The organism is Hydrogenophaga sp. (assembly GCF_030651625.1).
GTDB lineage: Bacteria > Pseudomonadota > Gammaproteobacteria > Burkholderiales > Burkholderiaceae_C > Hydrogenophaga.
Window position 1 is genome coordinate 152,900 of the sequence record NZ_JAUSCF010000030.1, and the last position, 15,669, is coordinate 168,568.

11 protein-coding genes are annotated in these 15,669 nt (G+C 65.8%); 6 read left to right on the forward strand and 5 right to left on the reverse strand.

Annotated elements, in window-relative coordinates:
* The 6 genes from Q7V46_RS14325 (at position 1) to Q7V46_RS14350 (ending at position 6,398) form a co-directional block, all read left to right on the forward strand.
* Positions 1 to 1,098: a patatin-like phospholipase family protein gene (locus Q7V46_RS14325; protein WP_304914228.1), complete on the forward strand. Its 1,098-nt coding sequence runs from the start codon at positions 1 to 3 to the stop codon at positions 1,096 to 1,098.
* The gene (locus Q7V46_RS14330; protein WP_304914229.1) at positions 1,095 to 2,546 is read left to right on the forward strand and encodes a GntP family permease; all 1,452 of its coding nucleotides are present in this window, start codon (positions 1,095 to 1,097) and stop codon (positions 2,544 to 2,546) included. Before Q7V46_RS14325 ends, Q7V46_RS14330 begins: the two co-directional genes overlap by 4 nt.
* A gap of 117 nt (positions 2,547 to 2,663) precedes the next feature.
* Positions 2,664 to 3,296 (forward strand): TetR/AcrR family transcriptional regulator, encoded by a 633-nt coding sequence (locus Q7V46_RS14335; RefSeq protein WP_304914230.1) that lies wholly within the window; start codon positions 2,664 to 2,666, stop codon positions 3,294 to 3,296.
* On the forward strand, positions 3,293 to 4,489 hold the full coding sequence (locus tag Q7V46_RS14340) for an efflux RND transporter periplasmic adaptor subunit (RefSeq protein WP_304914231.1): 1,197 nt from the start codon (positions 3,293 to 3,295) through the stop codon (positions 4,487 to 4,489). The genes Q7V46_RS14335 and Q7V46_RS14340 overlap by 4 nt, the downstream gene beginning before the upstream one ends.
* Complete coding sequence (locus tag Q7V46_RS14345; protein ID WP_304914232.1) at positions 4,486 to 5,676, forward strand: ABC transporter permease; 1,191 nt, start codon at positions 4,486 to 4,488, stop codon at positions 5,674 to 5,676. The genes Q7V46_RS14340 and Q7V46_RS14345 overlap by 4 nt, the downstream gene beginning before the upstream one ends.
* Before the next feature lie 5 nt (positions 5,677 to 5,681).
* The gene (locus Q7V46_RS14350; protein WP_304914233.1) at positions 5,682 to 6,398 is read left to right on the forward strand and encodes an ABC transporter ATP-binding protein; all 717 of its coding nucleotides are present in this window, start codon (positions 5,682 to 5,684) and stop codon (positions 6,396 to 6,398) included.
* A 122-nt stretch (positions 6,399 to 6,520) separates the two neighbouring features.
* Here the strand turns inward: Q7V46_RS14350 and Q7V46_RS14355 are convergent, their stop codons facing one another.
* The 5 genes from Q7V46_RS14355 to Q7V46_RS14375 all read right to left on the reverse strand — a co-directional run bounded on the left by Q7V46_RS14355 (position 6,521) and on the right by Q7V46_RS14375 (position 15,417).
* A complete protein-coding gene (locus Q7V46_RS14355) occupies positions 6,521 to 8,983 on the reverse strand; it encodes a PAS domain S-box protein (protein WP_304914234.1) in 2,463 nt (820 codons plus the stop codon).
* A 314-nt stretch (positions 8,984 to 9,297) separates the two neighbouring features.
* Positions 9,298 to 10,980, reverse strand: coding sequence for a magnesium transporter (gene mgtE / locus Q7V46_RS14360; protein ID WP_304914235.1), 1,683 nt, complete (start codon positions 10,978 to 10,980; stop codon positions 9,298 to 9,300).
* A 5-nt stretch (positions 10,981 to 10,985) separates the two neighbouring features.
* Positions 10,986 to 12,998: an SLC13 family permease gene (locus Q7V46_RS14365; RefSeq protein WP_304914236.1), complete on the reverse strand. Its 2,013-nt coding sequence runs from the start codon at positions 12,996 to 12,998 to the stop codon at positions 10,986 to 10,988.
* 153 nt (positions 12,999 to 13,151) lie between these two features.
* Complete coding sequence (locus Q7V46_RS14370) at positions 13,152 to 13,844, reverse strand: MarC family protein (RefSeq protein ID WP_304914237.1); 693 nt, start codon at positions 13,842 to 13,844, stop codon at positions 13,152 to 13,154.
* Between the two features lie 13 nt (positions 13,845 to 13,857).
* On the reverse strand, positions 13,858 to 15,417 hold the full coding sequence (locus Q7V46_RS14375; RefSeq protein WP_304914238.1) for a BCCT family transporter: 1,560 nt from the start codon (positions 15,415 to 15,417) through the stop codon (positions 13,858 to 13,860).
* Positions 15,418 to 15,669 lie beyond the last annotated feature (252 nt).

A 15,669-nucleotide genomic window follows, 5' to 3' on the forward strand; every position in this document is an offset into this window, starting at 1 on the left:
ATGAGCAAACCACCACACCCCCGACCGCGCACCCCCGGCGTTTCCCATCGGCGCATGCAGATCGACCTGGCCCTGCAAGGCGGCGGCTCGCATGGCGCCTTCACCTGGGGTGTGCTGGACCGGCTGCTGGAGGAAGACGGGCTGGAGATCGCGGCCATCAGCGGCACCAGCGCGGGCGCGATGAACGCGGTGGCACTGGCGGCCGGGTTGATGGATGGCGGGCGTGAAGGTGCCCAACGCGTGTTGCGCAATTTCTGGCAGCGGGTATCGCAGTCCTCGCCTTTCCACCACCTCCAGAGCGGTCCGCTGGGCACGCTGGCCGGCCCAGCGGCCGACCTGTTGGCGCCCTGGATCGAACCCTGGAAGCGCGCCGCCAGCCTGTGGGGGCAGCAGTTTTCACCGTACCAGCTCAACCCGCTGAACCTGAACCCGCTGCACGACATTCTGGTGGACACGGTGGACTTTGAACGCGTGCGCCAATGTGACAAGACCCAACTCTTCATCGCTGCCACTCAGGTTCGCACAGGCGCGCTGCGGGTGTTCGACCAGAGCACACTCAACGCCGACATGGTGATGGCTTCGGCCTGCCTGCCGCTGATGTTCCAGGCGGTGGAGATCGACGGTGAGGGCTACTGGGACGGCGGCTACGCTGGCAACCCGTCGCTGATGCCGCTGATCGCCCAGAGCGCTGCCGACGACCTGCTGCTGGTGCAGATCAACCCGATCGAGCGCGCAGCCCTGCCCACCCGGGCCGGCGACATCCTGGACCGTATCAATGAAGTGACCTTCAATGCCAGCCTGGTCAAGGAGATGCGGTCCATCGCCCTGCTCAAGCAACTGATCGGCGAAGAAGGGCGACCCGCCCATGCCTACCGCAACCCCTTGTTCCAGCGCGTCGATGCGCTTCGAGTGCACCTGATCGACGGTGGGGCCTCGCTCGCGCCCCTGGGTGCGGACAGCAAGTCGTCGACCCAGTGGGCCTTCCTTTTGCAGTTGCACGACCTGGGCGTCAAGGCTGCGGACAGCTGGCTTGAGCAACACGGGGACGACATCGGCGTGCGCAGCAGCCTTGACCTGTCCGGAGCGCTGGTGTCGTGACCAGCATCGCGGGTATCGTTCTGGCGCTGGTCCTGCTCATGGCGCTGGCTTACCGTGGCGTGAGCGTGCTGATCCTGGCGCCGCTCATGGCCCTGCTGGCCGCAATCTTCACGCCCGGAGCACCGCTGCTGGCGAGCTACACGCAGATCTTCATGCCGGCACTGGGCGGCTTCGTGATCGCGTTTTTTCCGCTGTTCCTGCTGGGCGCCGTGTTTGGCAAGCTCATGGAAGCCTCGGGTGCGGCGCGCGTGATTGCCCACGGAGTCGTCGCCGGCCTTGGCGAGCAACGTGCCATCTTGGCCATTGTGCTGGCCTGCGCGGTGCTCACCTATGGCGGCGTCTCGCTTTTCGTGGTGGCGTTCGCGGTCTACCCCATTGCGGCGGCGCTGTTCCGCCAGGCCGACGTGCCCAAGCGACTGATCCCCGGCACCATCGCGCTGGGCGCATTCACTTTCACCATGACGGCGCTGCCCGGCACGCCCGCCATCCAGAACGCCATTCCCATGCCCTATTTCGGCACCACGCCGTTTGCCGCGCCTGGGCTGGGGCTGATCGGCGGCGCCGTGATGCTGGCACTGGGCACGCTGTGGCTCACGCGCCGCGCCGCGCGGGCGAAGTCGCAAGGCGAGGGCTACGGAGAAGACGCCGATGCCCCCACGCTGGACGATCCGGCCAACGCTTCCAAATCCAGCGCTGCGGGTGTGGCCGAGGCGGCCCCACCAGTGACCAACGCAACATTCAGCCGCCCCGCGTTCGCCCGCGCCATTGCGCCGGTGGTGCTGGTGATCGCGCTCAACTATGTCCTGGCGACCTGGGTGTTTCCCACCCTGGACACCGCCTACCTGGCCGAGCCGCGCTTTGGCGCCACCCACATCAACAACCTGCGGGGCATCTGGGCCGTGATCGGTGCACTCAGCGCCGCCATCGTGCTGTTGCTGGTGCTGCAACGCCAGCGCCTGACAACACTGGTGCCCACTTTGGAAGCCGGTGCCACCAGCTCGGTGCTGCCGCTGCTCAACACCGCTTCACAGGTGGGTTTTGGTGCGGTGATCGCCTCGCTCGCCGGCTTCACGCTGATCCGCGACGCGGTGCTGGGCATCGCGCCGGGCAACCCGCTGGTGAGCGTGTCCATCGCGGTGAACATCCTGGCCGGCATCACCGGTTCGGCATCGGGCGGCATGAGCATCGCGCTGCAGACACTGGGCGACACCTGGCTGGCCATGGGCCAGGCCGCCGGCATCGCGCCCGACCTGCTGCACCGGGTGACCGCGATCGCCACCGGCGGTCTCGACGCCCTGCCCCACAACGGCGCGGTGATCACGCTGCTGGGCATCTGCGGGCTGTCACACCGCAAGAGCTATTTCGACATCTTTGTGGTGGCGGTGGCCTTTCCCTTGCTGGCTCTGGTGGCTGTGGTAGCGCTGGGCACGGTGTTCGGGAGCTTCTGAGCGTGTGTCCGACTGGGCGGTCTGCCTCCTGAACAGCAAGGGGCGAAGAGCGCCGTCTGTAATCCGGTGGCATTTCGCACTTGAATATAAGTAATTACTAAATTACATTCATACCCCATGCGACCCAAACAAGCCACCCATACCCGCCAGGCCGAACTGGTGGCTGCGGCGCTGGCTCTGGCCGCCGACCGCAATCCGGCCGACGTGACCACGGCTGCTTTGGCGCAGGCGGTGGGCATCACGCAGGGCGCGGTGTTTCGACACTTCGAGACCAAGGAAGCCATCTGGCTGGCCGTGATGGACTTCGTGCATCAGGACCTGCTGGCACGTCTGCACGCCGCAGCCACCGCGCAAGCGCAGCCACTGGCGGCGCTGCGCGCGGTGTTCATGGCCCATGTGGAATTCGTGGTGGAGCAGCCTGGTGTGCCACGCGTGATCTTTCAGGAACTTCAGCGTCCCGAAGACACGCCACTCAAGGCGTGCGTGCGCAGGTTGATGCAGACCTATCGCACGCTGCTCAATGGTCTGCTTCAGCAGGCCCAGGCGGCACAACAGCTGACGCCTGGCACCGACCTGCCAGCGGCAGCCGTGCTGTTCATCGGCTCGGTGCAGGGACTGGTGATGCAGTCGCTGCTGAATGGCCAGGTGCGTTCCATGCGTGTTCTGGCTCCCGCCGTTTTCGACCTTTTCCAGCAAGCCATTGCCGCACCGCCCACCAGAGCACGACGCACCCCGGAGACCTCCCCATGAAGATGAACCCTCAAAACTCGCGCCGGCTGTTGCTGGGCGCTCTGGCACTGGCGCTGGTCGGTGCGCTGGCCTTTGTGGCGTTGCGCACCGGGCCGCTGGCCCCCATCAAGGTCCAGGTGACCGCAGTGAAAAAGGGCAGCGTGCTGCCCGAGATCTTCGGCATTGGTCAGGTCGAGGCTCGACGCAGCTGGATGTTGGGACCGACCGCAGCCGGGCGTGTGCTGGACGTGCAGGTTGACGTGGGCGAAACAGTGCAACCCGGTCAGTCATTGGCCGCAATGGATCCAGTGGACCTGGACCAGCGGCTGGCAGCGCTGGACGCCTCCCTGGCCCGCGCACAGAGCGCTCAACAAGCGGTGAGCGCGCAAGTGGCCGATGCACAGGCGCGGCGCGCGCTGGCAATGGCGAACCTGAAGCGCAACGAGGACCTCGCGCGGCAAAACTTCATCAGCGCTGGCGCGCTGGAAGCCCGATCACAGGAGGTGGCCTCGGCCAACGCCGGGCTCCAGGCGGCCCAGGCGAACCTGGGCGGCAGCGCACAGGACGTCACCCGCCTGCGCGCCGAACGCGCCGCGCTGGCGCAGCAGCGCGACAACCTCAGACTGGTGGCACCCGCCGCAGCGGTGGTGACCGCGCGCGACGCTGAAGCCGGCACCACGGTGGTGGCGGGCCAGGCCGTGCTGAGGCTCATCGATCCGGCGAGCCTGTGGGTAAAGCTGCGGGTGGACCAGGGCCGGTCGGCAGGCCTGACGCCGGGGCTGGTGGCCCGCATCGCGCTGCGCTCGCGCCCGGGCGAACTGCTGAACGGCACCCTGGCCCGGGTGGAAGCGCTGGCCGACAGTGTGACCGAGGAGCGGTTGGCGATGGTTGCTTTTGACGATTTGCCAGCGGGGGTGTCGGTGGGCGAGATGGCCGAGGTGACACTGGCCTTGCCGGCCACCGCCGAGAGCCTGCTGCTGCCCAACGCGGCCGTGCAGCAGCACGACGGAAAAACTGGCGTGTGGCGGCTGGAGGCAGGTGCACTGGTGTTTGTGCCAGTGACCCTGGGTGTGCAGGGGCTCGACGGCATGGTGCAGGCACTGGATGGTGTGATCGAGGGCGATACGGTGGTGCTGTACAGCCAGAGCGCACTGAAGCCCGATGCGCGCATTGCTGTGGTCGATCAACTGATGCCCACAGGAGGCGCGAAGTGATCAGCCTGGCGGGGCGCGACATCCTGCACGGATGGAGCAAGTACGTGCTGACCGGGCTGGGCCTGGGCCTGCTGATTGGCGTGACGCTGACCATGGCCGGCGTGTACCGCGGCATGGTGGACGACGCGCACGCGCTGCTGGCCAACAGCCGCGCCGACCTGTGGGTGGTGCAGAAGGACACGCAGGGTCCGTACGCCGAATCGTCGAACATCAAGGACGACGTGGTGCGCAGCGTGCGCGGCATGCCGGGCGTGGCCACGGCAGCCAACGTGACCTACTTCACCATGCAGGTGGCGCGCCAGGGCAAAGACAACCGCGTCATGGTGGTGGGCATCGAAACCGGCCAGCCGGGCGCACCAGGTTACCTGGTGGCCGGGCGCCACCTCACGCGCAGCCACTACGAGGCAGTGGCCGATGTGAAGACCGGCTTTCAGCTTGGCGAGACGGTCCGCATCCGCCGGCACGACTACACGGTGGTGGGGCTGACGCGGCGCATGGTGTCGTCGGGCGGTGACCCGATGCTGTTCGTGCCGCTGAAGGACGCACAGGAAACGCAGTTCCTGAAGGACAACGACGCCATCGTCAATGACCGTGCGCGCACCGCCGCCAACCCGGTCTTCAACCGCCCGGGCAACCCCGGCCTGCTGGACGCAGTGCAAAACCTGCAGACCAGCAGCCGCAATGTGAACGCGGTGCTGGTGCAGATTGCACCGGGCTTCACGCCCGAACAGGTGGCCGAGCCAATCCGCCGCTGGAAACACCTGAGCGTGTACACGCGCGACGGCATGGAAGACATCCTGGTGGTGAAGCTGATCGCGAATTCGGCGAAGCAGATCGGCATGTTCCTGGTGATTCTCGCCATCGTAAGCGCGGCCATTGTGGCTTTCATCATCTACACCATGACCATGGGCAAGCTGAGGGAAATCGCGGTGCTCAAACTCATCGGCACCCGCGACCGCACCATCGCCGGCATGATCCTGCAGCAGGCGCTGGGCCTGGGCCTGATCGGCTTTGCCGTGGGCAAGGTGGCCGCCACTTTCTGGGCGCCCGCGTTTCCCAAGTTTGTGTTGCTGCTGCCCGGCGACGCCGTCACCGGACTGGTGGCCACGCTGGTGATCTGCGCGCTGGCCAGCACACTGGCGATTCGCGTGGCGCTAAAGGTCGACCCCGGCGCGGCGATCGGATGAACCCCATGAACCACACATCTGGCGGCGGCATCCTGATCGAAGGCTTGCGCAAGGTCTACGGCAGCGGCGACACCGCTGTGGAGGCGCTGAAACACGTGAACATGCAGGTGGCCCCCGGCGAGGTCGTGGGCCTGGTCGGGCCCTCGGGCTCGGGCAAGAGCACGCTGCTGAAATGCCTGGGGGCAATCATCGAACCCACCAGCGGGAGGATGACGCTGGGTGACGAGGTGATCTACGACAACGGCTGGATCGTTCGCGACTTGCGCGCGCTGCGGCGCGACCGCATCGGCTTCGTGTTTCAGGCCCCCTACCTGATTCCGTTCCTGGATGTGACCGACAACGTGGCCCTGATGCCCATGCTCGCCGGACAGCCAAATGCCAGGGCGCGTGAACGCGCGCTGGAGTTGCTCACCGCGCTGGACGTGCAGCACCGCGCGAAGGCCGAACCCTCACAGCTTTCGGGTGGAGAGCAGCAACGCGTGTCGATTGCACGGGCACTGGCCAACAAACCGCCGGTGATCCTGGCCGACGAGCCCACCGCACCACTGGACAGCGAACGCGCGCTGGGCGTGATGCGCATCCTGAACCAGATGGCGCAACAAGCGCAGACCGCGATCATCGTGGTCACGCACGACGAGAAGATCATTCCGACCTTCAAGCGGATCTACCACATCCGCGACGGTCAGACTGTGGAAGAAGCAGGTGAAGGTCGCAGGCTGTAGCAGACCCGGGCGACTCGCGCCTCTCCGGTGGTGTTCGGCTGTGCAAAACACATTGTCTGCATGGGCCGATGCACATGCGGCGAGCCGGCCCGCGGTATGTCGACCATTGCAGGCTCAGGCTCTCACCCCCTGCCAGCAGCCCCTGGCAACGTGAAATAGAACGCCGCGCCCTCGCCCACTTTACCCACTCCACGCAATTTGCCCCCGTGACGCTCGATGACGCGGTGCACCGTGGCAAGCCCCACACCCGTGCCTTCGAATTCGTGGTGGGCGTGCAGGCGCTTGAAAGGCTGGAACAGCTGGTCGGCGTAAGTCATGTCAAAACCTGCGCCGTTGTCACAAACGCAAAATTCGGAATGGCCATCCGCGTTCTGTCGCCGCGTGAAGCTGATGCGCGCCTGCGCGGTCTGGCCGGTGTACTTCCATGCGTTGCCGAGCAGGTTCTGCAGAACCACGCGCATCAACCCGGGGTCGGCCTGAACGACCAGGTCATCATCAATGTGCCATTCGACCGCTCGTCCTGACTCGTCTGCCGAAAGTTCGGCCACAACAGATCGCGCCAGTTCGCTGAGGTCGACACGCTCCCATTGAAGGTCGGCGCGGCTGAGGTGCGCCATGGTCAGCATGTCGGTGATCAGCTGTCCCATGCGGCGCGCCGACCTCTGGATCCGCTCCAGGTAGGACCGCCCTTGCTCGCTGATCTGTTCTCCGAAGTCTGCGTCGAGCAGGCTGGCATATCCGTCGATGCTGCGCAGCGGCGTGCGCAGGTCGTGCGACACGCTGTAAGCGAAGGCTTCCAGATCGCGGTTGAGCATGGTCATTTCACGTGTGCGCTCCACCACACGCTGTTCCAGTTCTTCGTTCAGCCGTTTGAGGGCCTCCTCCGCCCGACGGATATCGGTGATGTCCTGGACCGTGCCAATGCTGCGCAGCAGCCGCTCGCTGGCGTATTCACTGACGCCGGTTTCCCGCACGTGCTTCACGCGTCCATCGGGCATGAGCAGGCGGTGCACCAGTTCGTAGGACTGCCGGGTCTTCACCGATCGACTGTAGGCCTCTTGAAGGCGTTCACGATCATCGGGGTGGACAACGCCGAGGAAGCTCTCATAGGTGACGACAAACGAGGCGGGATCGACCTCGAAGATGCGGTAGGTCTCGTCGGACCAGAGTATCTTTCCAGTGGTGGCGTTGAGTTCCCAGCTACCGACATGGGCCAGCCGCTGTGCTTCCTTCAGCCGGGCTTCGCTCTCCTTCAGCGCGGCCTCGGTGCGGCGGCGGTCTGTGATGTCCTGCAAGGTGAACTGCAGCAGCGTCTGCCCCTCTGACTCGAAGCGCATCAGATTCACCTCTGCGTCCCACCGCGTTCCGTCCGGACGTTGGTGTAACCACTCGAACACCAGTGAGCCGGTGTCGGTGGCTTTGCCAATGTATTCGCGCGCCTTGGCGGGCGAAGGCGTACCGTCGTACTGCAAGGGGGCGGAAAATGCTTCGGGTGTCTGGCCAAGCACTTCCGAGCGGTGCTGGTAGCCGTAGATGTGGCAGGCCGCAGGGTTGCAGTCAATGACCTTCCCGGTGCTGGCGTCCAGAACGGCGGTGGGCACGTGCGAGCTTTCAAACATCCGCACCCGGAAGGCTTCGCCGGCAGCCACCGCTGCCTGACTGCGCGCCACGCGCATCAACAGCACGCTGATGAGGCCCCCGCAAACGAACAGCAGGGCGGCCAGCGTTGCTGTCACCACACGGCCCCGTTCGAACCCGGGTGTCAGGGGGGCCAGCACAGACGCATCGGACAGCCCGATGGCCACCACCAGGCCATAGGGGGCGATCCGATGCCAGCCATAGGTGCGCGCCACTTCATCCACATGGCCCCTGACACGGTAGATGCCTTGCTCCAGGCCCGGGTCCTGCACATAGGGCCGGTCGGGTGCGACCCGTGTGCCCATTGCTCCGATGTTGCCCCGGCTGCGCGCCATGAACGTGCCATCGGGGTGGATGAGGGCCACCACATCCTGGTCTGAGAGCTGCAAGGCAGCCAGCTTCTGCCCCACCCCTTCGCTCGACACCATCAGCTGAAGCACACCGTTGAACTGCCCGTCACGCATGATGGGGCGACTGACGATGAAGATCCAGCGATCGACCAGACGCGAGGGAACCGGCTTGCCGATGTGCATCTTGTCGCCGCCCGTTTTCTGAGCCTGGAAATGTGCACGGTCGCCCACGTAGGTCTGGTCTTCCTGCCCCAGGCTGTTGTAGATCACATAGCCGTCGGCATCGACCACGCTGGCATGGCTGATGAAGCCGGGCGGCAAGGTTTCCAGCACGCTGCGGACGACAGGCTCGAAAAGCACCGGATCGCGCAACCATTCCCGACGCAGGTCCAGCAGCTTCAGATCAAGCATGCTCAGCAGGATGCCCACCTGCCCGGCCATGGCGTCTGCCAGGTGCAGGCTGCGCTTTTCGGCTTGCTGCATGACCTGCTCGCGCAACTGCTCCCGGGAGCGCTCCGCCTGCCACCACAGCACGCAGGCCGCCAGCACGGTGAACAGCATCACCGCCAGAATCAGCGCGCGCGCACGGTTCTTCATGACTTGACTGCGCCCCGGAGCCCATTGCCTTCAATGCCTCGACCCGACCACCGTTGGCATGAACGCAGTTGCTGCCTGGAACGAGGCATCGAATACTTGTTGGGACGGATGGAAGGCATCAACGACACATTGTGTAACGTTTTTGTATTCTCGCAAGGAAACGGCGGCGTGGGTGTGAGAGGGTTGGCACCTTGCCGGAATTTTTCCGGACTGCGTTGTAATCTGCCAGCCCTGGAGGGTGCCTACACCTTGCGCCGTTGATGGAAATAGTGCATTGACAGACCTGCCAACGGATCACTCCGACCCGTATCGCATCACACCAGCAACAGGCTGGCCAGCCCCAGAAACGAAAAGAAGCCGATCACGTCGGTCACGGTGGTCAGCACCACGCCGCCCGCCAGCGCCGGGTCGATGCCCATGCGCCGCAGCACCAGCGGGATGGCCAGCCCGGCCAGCGCGGCACACAGCAGGTTGATGAGAATGGCCGCCCCCAGCACACCACCCAGTCCCCAGTTGCCGAACCAGACCACCGCCAGCAAGGCGATCACTCCGGCCCACAGCAGCCCGTTGAGCACCGACGTACCCATTTCGCGGTACACCAGCGCACGCAGGTTGCCATTCTGGATCTGTCCCAGCGCCAGGCCCCGGATCATCAGGGTGAGCGTCTGGCTGCCCGCGATGCCACCCATGCTGGCCACGATGGGCATCAGCACCGCCAACGCCACAAGTTGCGCCAGTGTGGCCTCGAACCGGCCAATCACCCAGGAGGCCAGAAAGGCGGTGACCAGATTGATGCCCAGCCACACCGCGCGCCGCTGCGCGCTCACCATCACTGGCGCAAACATGTCGGCTTCGTCGTCCAGACCGGCCATCTGCATCAGGGCGCGGTCAGCGTCCTCGCGGATCAGGTCGACCACGTCGTCCACCGTGATGCGACCGACCAGGCGTTGCTGCGCGTCCACCACCGGCGCAGAGAGCAGGTCGTGATCCTGGAACAGCCGGGCCACCTCGGTGTCGGGCGTTTCCAGCGCAATGCCCGCCACGTCGGTGTGCATCACTTCGGCCACGCGCCGTGCAGGCTCGGCCGTCACCAGCGCGCTCAGGCGCAACACGCCCTGGTAAATTCCCTGCCGGTCCACCACCATGAGCTGGTCGGTGTGCGACGGCAGGGTGTCGAGCAGGCGCAGGTAGCGCAGCACCGTGCCGATGCGCACATCGGCGCGCACCTCGATGTAGCTGGTGTCCATCAGGCCACCGGCGGAGTCGTCCGGGTGAGCCAGCAAGGTCTCGACCTGCTCGCGCCGGGCACCACTGACGGCCTGCATCAGAAGGGCGCTCAGGTCGTGCGGCAACTGCTGGATCAGGTCGACCAGGTCGTCGAGGTCGAGCGGCTGAACGGCGGCCACCAGATCGTCCGGGTCCAGTTCGCGCGCCAGCTTGGCGCGGATCTCGTCGTGCAGGTAGGTCAGCACCTTGCCGGCGCGATCGGTCTCGACCATGCTCCACACAACGACCCGCTCTGCGGGGGGCAGGGCTTCGAGCAGGCCGGCGACCTTGGCCGGGTGCATGCGGTGCAGCAGCTTGCCAACCCTCTTGAGCCGGCCTTCGGTCAGCGCCTCCCGCACGGCGGCCAGCTGGTTGACTGCAACGACCGAGAGCTGCGAATCGCTGGAACTCACGGCATCGACAGGATCTGCCGAATCGACCGGATCGCCCCGGACGGCCGCATCGGCGGCCAGCTGACGCGCCAGCGCGGCCTTCAGGTGCGGCAGGATGCGCCCCTCCATGGGGGCCGACACCTGCTGCCAGAGCGAGTCGCGCTCCTCCCGGTTCAAGGCCTCCACCAGCGCAGCGGCTTTGGCTGGGTGCATGCGCGCGAGCAGCTTGCGCACGCGCTTGTAACGGCGCTCGCGCAGCGCCTGCACGATGAGTTCGCTGTCGGTGACAGGGCCGGTTTCGGCGCCGGCATCAGATTCGGGGCTGGGCGTTTTCTGCATGGCGTTCACAAGGGCCAGACGATGAGCAACAAGGGCAGGCTGACGGCAATCACCAGCAGTTCGAGGGGCAGACCCAGGCGCCAGTAATCACCAAAACGGAATCCTCCCGGGCCGAGGATGAGGGTGTTGTTCTGGTGTCCGATGGGGGTGAGGAAAGCGCACGAGGCGCCGATGGCCACGGCCATCAGAAAGGCGTCGGAGCTCACATTCAGCGCATTCGCGGTTCCGATGGCGATCGGGCACATCACCGCGGCGGTGGCGGCGTTGTTCATCAGGTCGGACAGGAACATGGTGACGACCAGCACCAGGGCCAGCGTGACCACCGCATGGCCCTGCGCCACGCCGTCCATCAGCAGGCGTGCGAGCAGGTCGGCCGTGCCGGTGCTGGCCATGGCGCCCGCCACCGGAATGAGCGCGGCCAGCAGGGCGATCACCGGCCAGTCGATGTTTTCGTAGACGCTGCGGGGCGGCACGGTGCGCAGCACCATGGAGGCCAGCACACCCAGCGCAAAAGAGATCGCAGCCGGCAACAGGCCAAACGCGGCCCCCCCCACCGCCAGCGCCATGACGCCGCCGGCCAGCCAGGCCTTGCGCGGACTGGGAATGTGCAGTTCGCGCTCGGCCAGCGGCACACAGCCCTTGTCGGCTGCAAATGCGCCCATGGCGTCTGGTGGCCCCTGCATCAGCAGCAGGTCGCCCACCTGGAACCGCCACTCGCGCAGGCGGTCCATGGAGCGGTGACCCTGGCGGGACACCGCCAGCAGGTTGATTCCGTAACGCGTGCGCAGCAACAGGTCGCTGGCGGTCTGTCCCTGCAGACCGGAGCCCGGCAGCACCGCCAGTTCCATCAGCACGATATCGCGCGATAGACGGGGTTGTTCCTTGGGGTCCTTGTCCGGCTTGTCCTCAGTTTCGTCTGCCACTTCGCTTGCTTCTTCGCTTCCCCCTGCGCTCGCTTCTTCATTCGTCCCAGCGAAATCGCCCGGATCTTCGTTGCTGACCCTGTGACCGACTTGAATTTCTGGAGGCCCGGTCCTTTGATCTGGCAGGCCATCTGGCTTTGAGGTCCCAGCTTCGATACTGCCCAAGGCTTCAGCCTCAGCATCTTCGGGCTGTGCGTCCACTGGTCGCTTGGCCTCCTCCAGCCGCAGCCCCAGCTTGGAGAGCAGGCCTGACAGGGCATCCGCTTCGGCTTCCACAATCAGGATGTCCCCGGCCAGCACGCGGCGGTAGGCGCTGGGCGCGTTCACGCGCATGTCATGCCGGACCAGACCCACCACCTGCGCACCAGCGTCGTCGAGCTGTTTTTCGAGATCGTGCAAGGTCTGCCCCACACACTTGCTGCTCTTGGGTACGCGCACCTCAGTCAGATAGGCCCCGGTCTCGAAGCCTTCCAGGCCCGCCTGCCGGCGCACCGGCACCAGCCGCCACCCCACGAGGGCCACGAAAACCACCCCCAGAAGCGCAACCACCAGCCCCACCGGCGTGAAATCAAACATGCCGAAGCTGCCCGTTCCCTGCTGCGCCCGGAAGCCTGACACGATCAGGTTGGGCGGGGTGCCGATCAGCGTGGTCATGCCACCCAGAATGGTGCCGAAAGCCAGCGGCATGAGCACGCGACCAGGTGGCATGTCCAGGCGCCTGGCCAGTTGCATGGCCACTGGCATCAGCAATGCCATGGCACCCACGTTGTTCATGAAGCCCGAAAGCAAGGCACCCAGACCCACCAGCGCCGCCAGGCTGAGGGTGGGGCCGGCCTCGCGCGGCAGCACCCGGCGCGCCAGCACATCAACGGCGCCCGAAGTCTGCAGACCGCGGCTGAGCACCAGCACGCAGGCCACTGTAATCACGGCCGGGTGACCAAAACCGGAGAACGCCTCGGCGGCGGGGACCACGCCGGTGAGCACGCAGGCCAGCAGTGAGCCTACCGCCACCATGTCGTGGCGCCAGCGTCCCCACAGGAACAGTCCCACGGTGGCGGCAAGGATCGCAAGAATGACGTACTGGTCCTGGGTCATGAAGTTCCAACGGGAGGGCAGCGCGGGCTGCGATCACCGGCCCTGTTGAACCGGCATGCGAAGTATGCAGTCCAGTGCCGACGGCATTTCCTCAGCAGACTTCGGCCAGGACGCGGCTCCACCAGCCGGGCTGCACATGGCAGCTTCAAACCATCAGACCACACCGCTGGACACAAGCAGACTGCGCAGCAGTTCGCTCAGACCATCCCAGACGATCTGCACGCCCAGACACAAGAGAATGAACGCCGACAGGCGCAGGAAGATCACGGTGCCGGCCTCGCCCAGCGGTTTGAGAAGGCGCTCGGCATAGCGGAACGCGAGGTACAGCAGGATGCCGATGGCCAGCAGCGCCAGCGTCCCTCCAGCCATATGGGCCACCGATCTCGCGATTCGCTCGTCGTTGAGCGACACGCCCACGGTGATGGCGGCTGCGATGGAGCCCGGGCCGCAGCTGATCGGGAACGTCAGCGGGTAGAACGCCTGTCGTTTGGCCATCTCGGGTGTGAACGACTCGGCCAGCTCGGTGCGGCTGTCCACCGTGGACTGGGTGGCGGTGATGAGCCGCCACGCCGTGGCCGCCACGATCAAACCGCCGCCCACCCGCACGATGGGCAGGGAGATGCCGAAAAATTCCAGCACATACGAACCGACCAGCATCGAACCCAGCATGAGCGCGAACATGTTGCGGGCGATCCTGCGCGCCAGCATGGCCCGCGTGCGCGGCGACGCACCATCGGTGAGCCCCAGGAAAATCGGCGCCGTGGCCGCCGGGTTCAGGATCGGCAGAAGCGCAGCGAAGGCGAAAAGGAAGCTCTTGCCAAAGGCAAGCAACAGTTCTGTCGTCAAGGCAATGCTTCCGTCAGCGACCCGTGATGGCGGGATTGTCCGGAACCGTGGCCACCGGTGGATCGATCATGTCGCGCATGCGCCGGCGCAAAGCCTTGTCGCGCCGCTGCTCTTCGTTCCAGTCGTCACGCACGCCGCGCCACAGCGCGATGGCCATGAGCACGATCACCGCGGTGAAGGGCAGCGCAAACACGATGGTGGCGGTCTGCACCGCCTTGAGGCCGCCGGCCAGCAACAGGCTGATCGCAATGCCCGAGACCAGCACACCCCAGATGATCTTCACGCGCGCGCTGGGGTCGGCCTTTCCGCCGGTGCTCATCATGCCCAGCACCAGGGTGGCCGAGTCGCCCGAGGTCACGAAGAACACCAGCACCAGCACGGTGGCGATGCCTGCGAGCAGACCGGACATGGGCAGGGCTTCGAACATGGCGAACAGCGCGGTGGACACGTCTGCACCCACGGCCTCGGCGATCGGCAAGCCTTGCATGATTTCCATGTTCAACGCGGTGCCGCCAAACACCGAGAACCAAACGAAGGCGGCCAGTGTGGGCGCCAGGACCGTGCCCAGGATGAATTCACGGATGGTGCGGCCGCGCGACACACGGGCAATGAACAGGCCCACGAACGGCGACCAGCTCACCCACCAGGCCCAGTAAAAGACCGTCCAGCCGCTGACCCAGCCGCTGTCGCGGAACGGTGTCATGCGCAGGCTCATGCGCACGAACTCGCTCACATAGCTGCCCAGGGTATTGGTGAAGGTGTCGATGATGGCCACGGTGGGACCCATCGTGAACACGGCCAGGGTGAGCAGCACCGCCAGCACGAGGTTGATGCTGGAGAGCCACTTGATGCCCCGTGTGACCCCGGTCACGGCCGATGCCAGGAACAGCACCGTGACGACGGCGATGATGCCGACCTGCGAGGCATTGCCCACCGGCAAACCGAAAACAGCGTTGAGTCCGCTGTTGATCTGCAGCGCGCCCATGCCCAGCGAAGCCGCCACGCCGAAGGCGGTGGCGATCACGGCCAGCACATTGACCACGGGGCCCAGCTTCTTCAGCGGCGCCCAGGGCAGCGTTTCCACGGCCGTGCTCACCAGGGCGGAGCCGCCCTTGCGGAACTGGAAGAAGGCAATGGCCAGGGCCACGATGCTGTACACCGCCCAGGGGTGCAGCCCCCAGTGGAAGAAGCTGTAGCGCATGGCTGCCGAAGCGGCTTCGGGCGTGTTGGCCTCGATGCCGGGCGGCGGTGCGCCGTAGTGCGAGATCGGCTCGGCCACACCCCAGAACACCAGGCCAATGCCCATGCCGGCGGCAAACAGCATGGCGAACCAGGAGCCCATGGAGAACTCGGGCTCATCGTCTTCACCTCCCAGCTTGAGGTCGCCATAGCGGCTGAAGGCCAGCACGATCGCCAGGACGACCAGGCCCAGCACCGACCACAGGTAGAACCAGCCGAAGTCGCGGGTGACAACAGTCAGCGCGGTATCGAACACGGACCCGAGCGAGGCAGGGGCAATGACGCCCCAGAAAACAATGGCCAGGATGAGCCCGGCCGAGACGATGAGCTGCATGGAAAAACTCCTCCAGAAAGGGGTGCCCGCCTGTGTGGCGCCGTCTTGTGGTGACGGTCGAGTCGGCCCGGCCTTCAGGGCGCGGACGATGGCGGATGCACCGGATCGGCGGTGAGGGAATCGACGGCGGCGGTGGCCCGATGTGTCGGCTGGGACCGGCACCGAGGCGCTCGAACAGGGCGGTGAGCGGGTGCAGGGAAACCGTCAGCAAGGACCGGCACCACCAGCGCAGGGTGCGCGCCAGCCATGCCG

Bases quoted from the DNA above. Each gene is read 5' to 3' on its own strand.
- Q7V46_RS14350 (WP_304914233.1), top strand. From the start codon at position 5,682: ATGAACCACACATCTGGCGGCGGCATCCTGATCGAAGGCTTGCGCAAG.
- mgtE (WP_304914235.1), bottom strand. From the start codon at position 10,980: ATGCAGAAAACGCCCAGCCCCGAATCTGATGCCGGCGCCGAAACCGGC.
- Q7V46_RS14335 (WP_304914230.1), top strand. From the start codon at position 2,664: ATGCGACCCAAACAAGCCACCCATACCCGCCAGGCCGAACTGGTGGCT.
- Q7V46_RS14375 (WP_304914238.1), bottom strand. From the start codon at position 15,417: ATGCAGCTCATCGTCTCGGCCGGGCTCATCCTGGCCATTGTTTTCTGG.
- Q7V46_RS14325 (WP_304914228.1), top strand. From the start codon at position 1: ATGAGCAAACCACCACACCCCCGACCGCGCACCCCCGGCGTTTCCCAT.
- Q7V46_RS14365 (WP_304914236.1), bottom strand. From the start codon at position 12,998: ATGACCCAGGACCAGTACGTCATTCTTGCGATCCTTGCCGCCACCGTG.
- Q7V46_RS14355 (WP_304914234.1), bottom strand. From the start codon at position 8,983: ATGAAGAACCGTGCGCGCGCGCTGATTCTGGCGGTGATGCTGTTCACC.
- Q7V46_RS14340 (WP_304914231.1), top strand. From the start codon at position 3,293: ATGAAGATGAACCCTCAAAACTCGCGCCGGCTGTTGCTGGGCGCTCTG.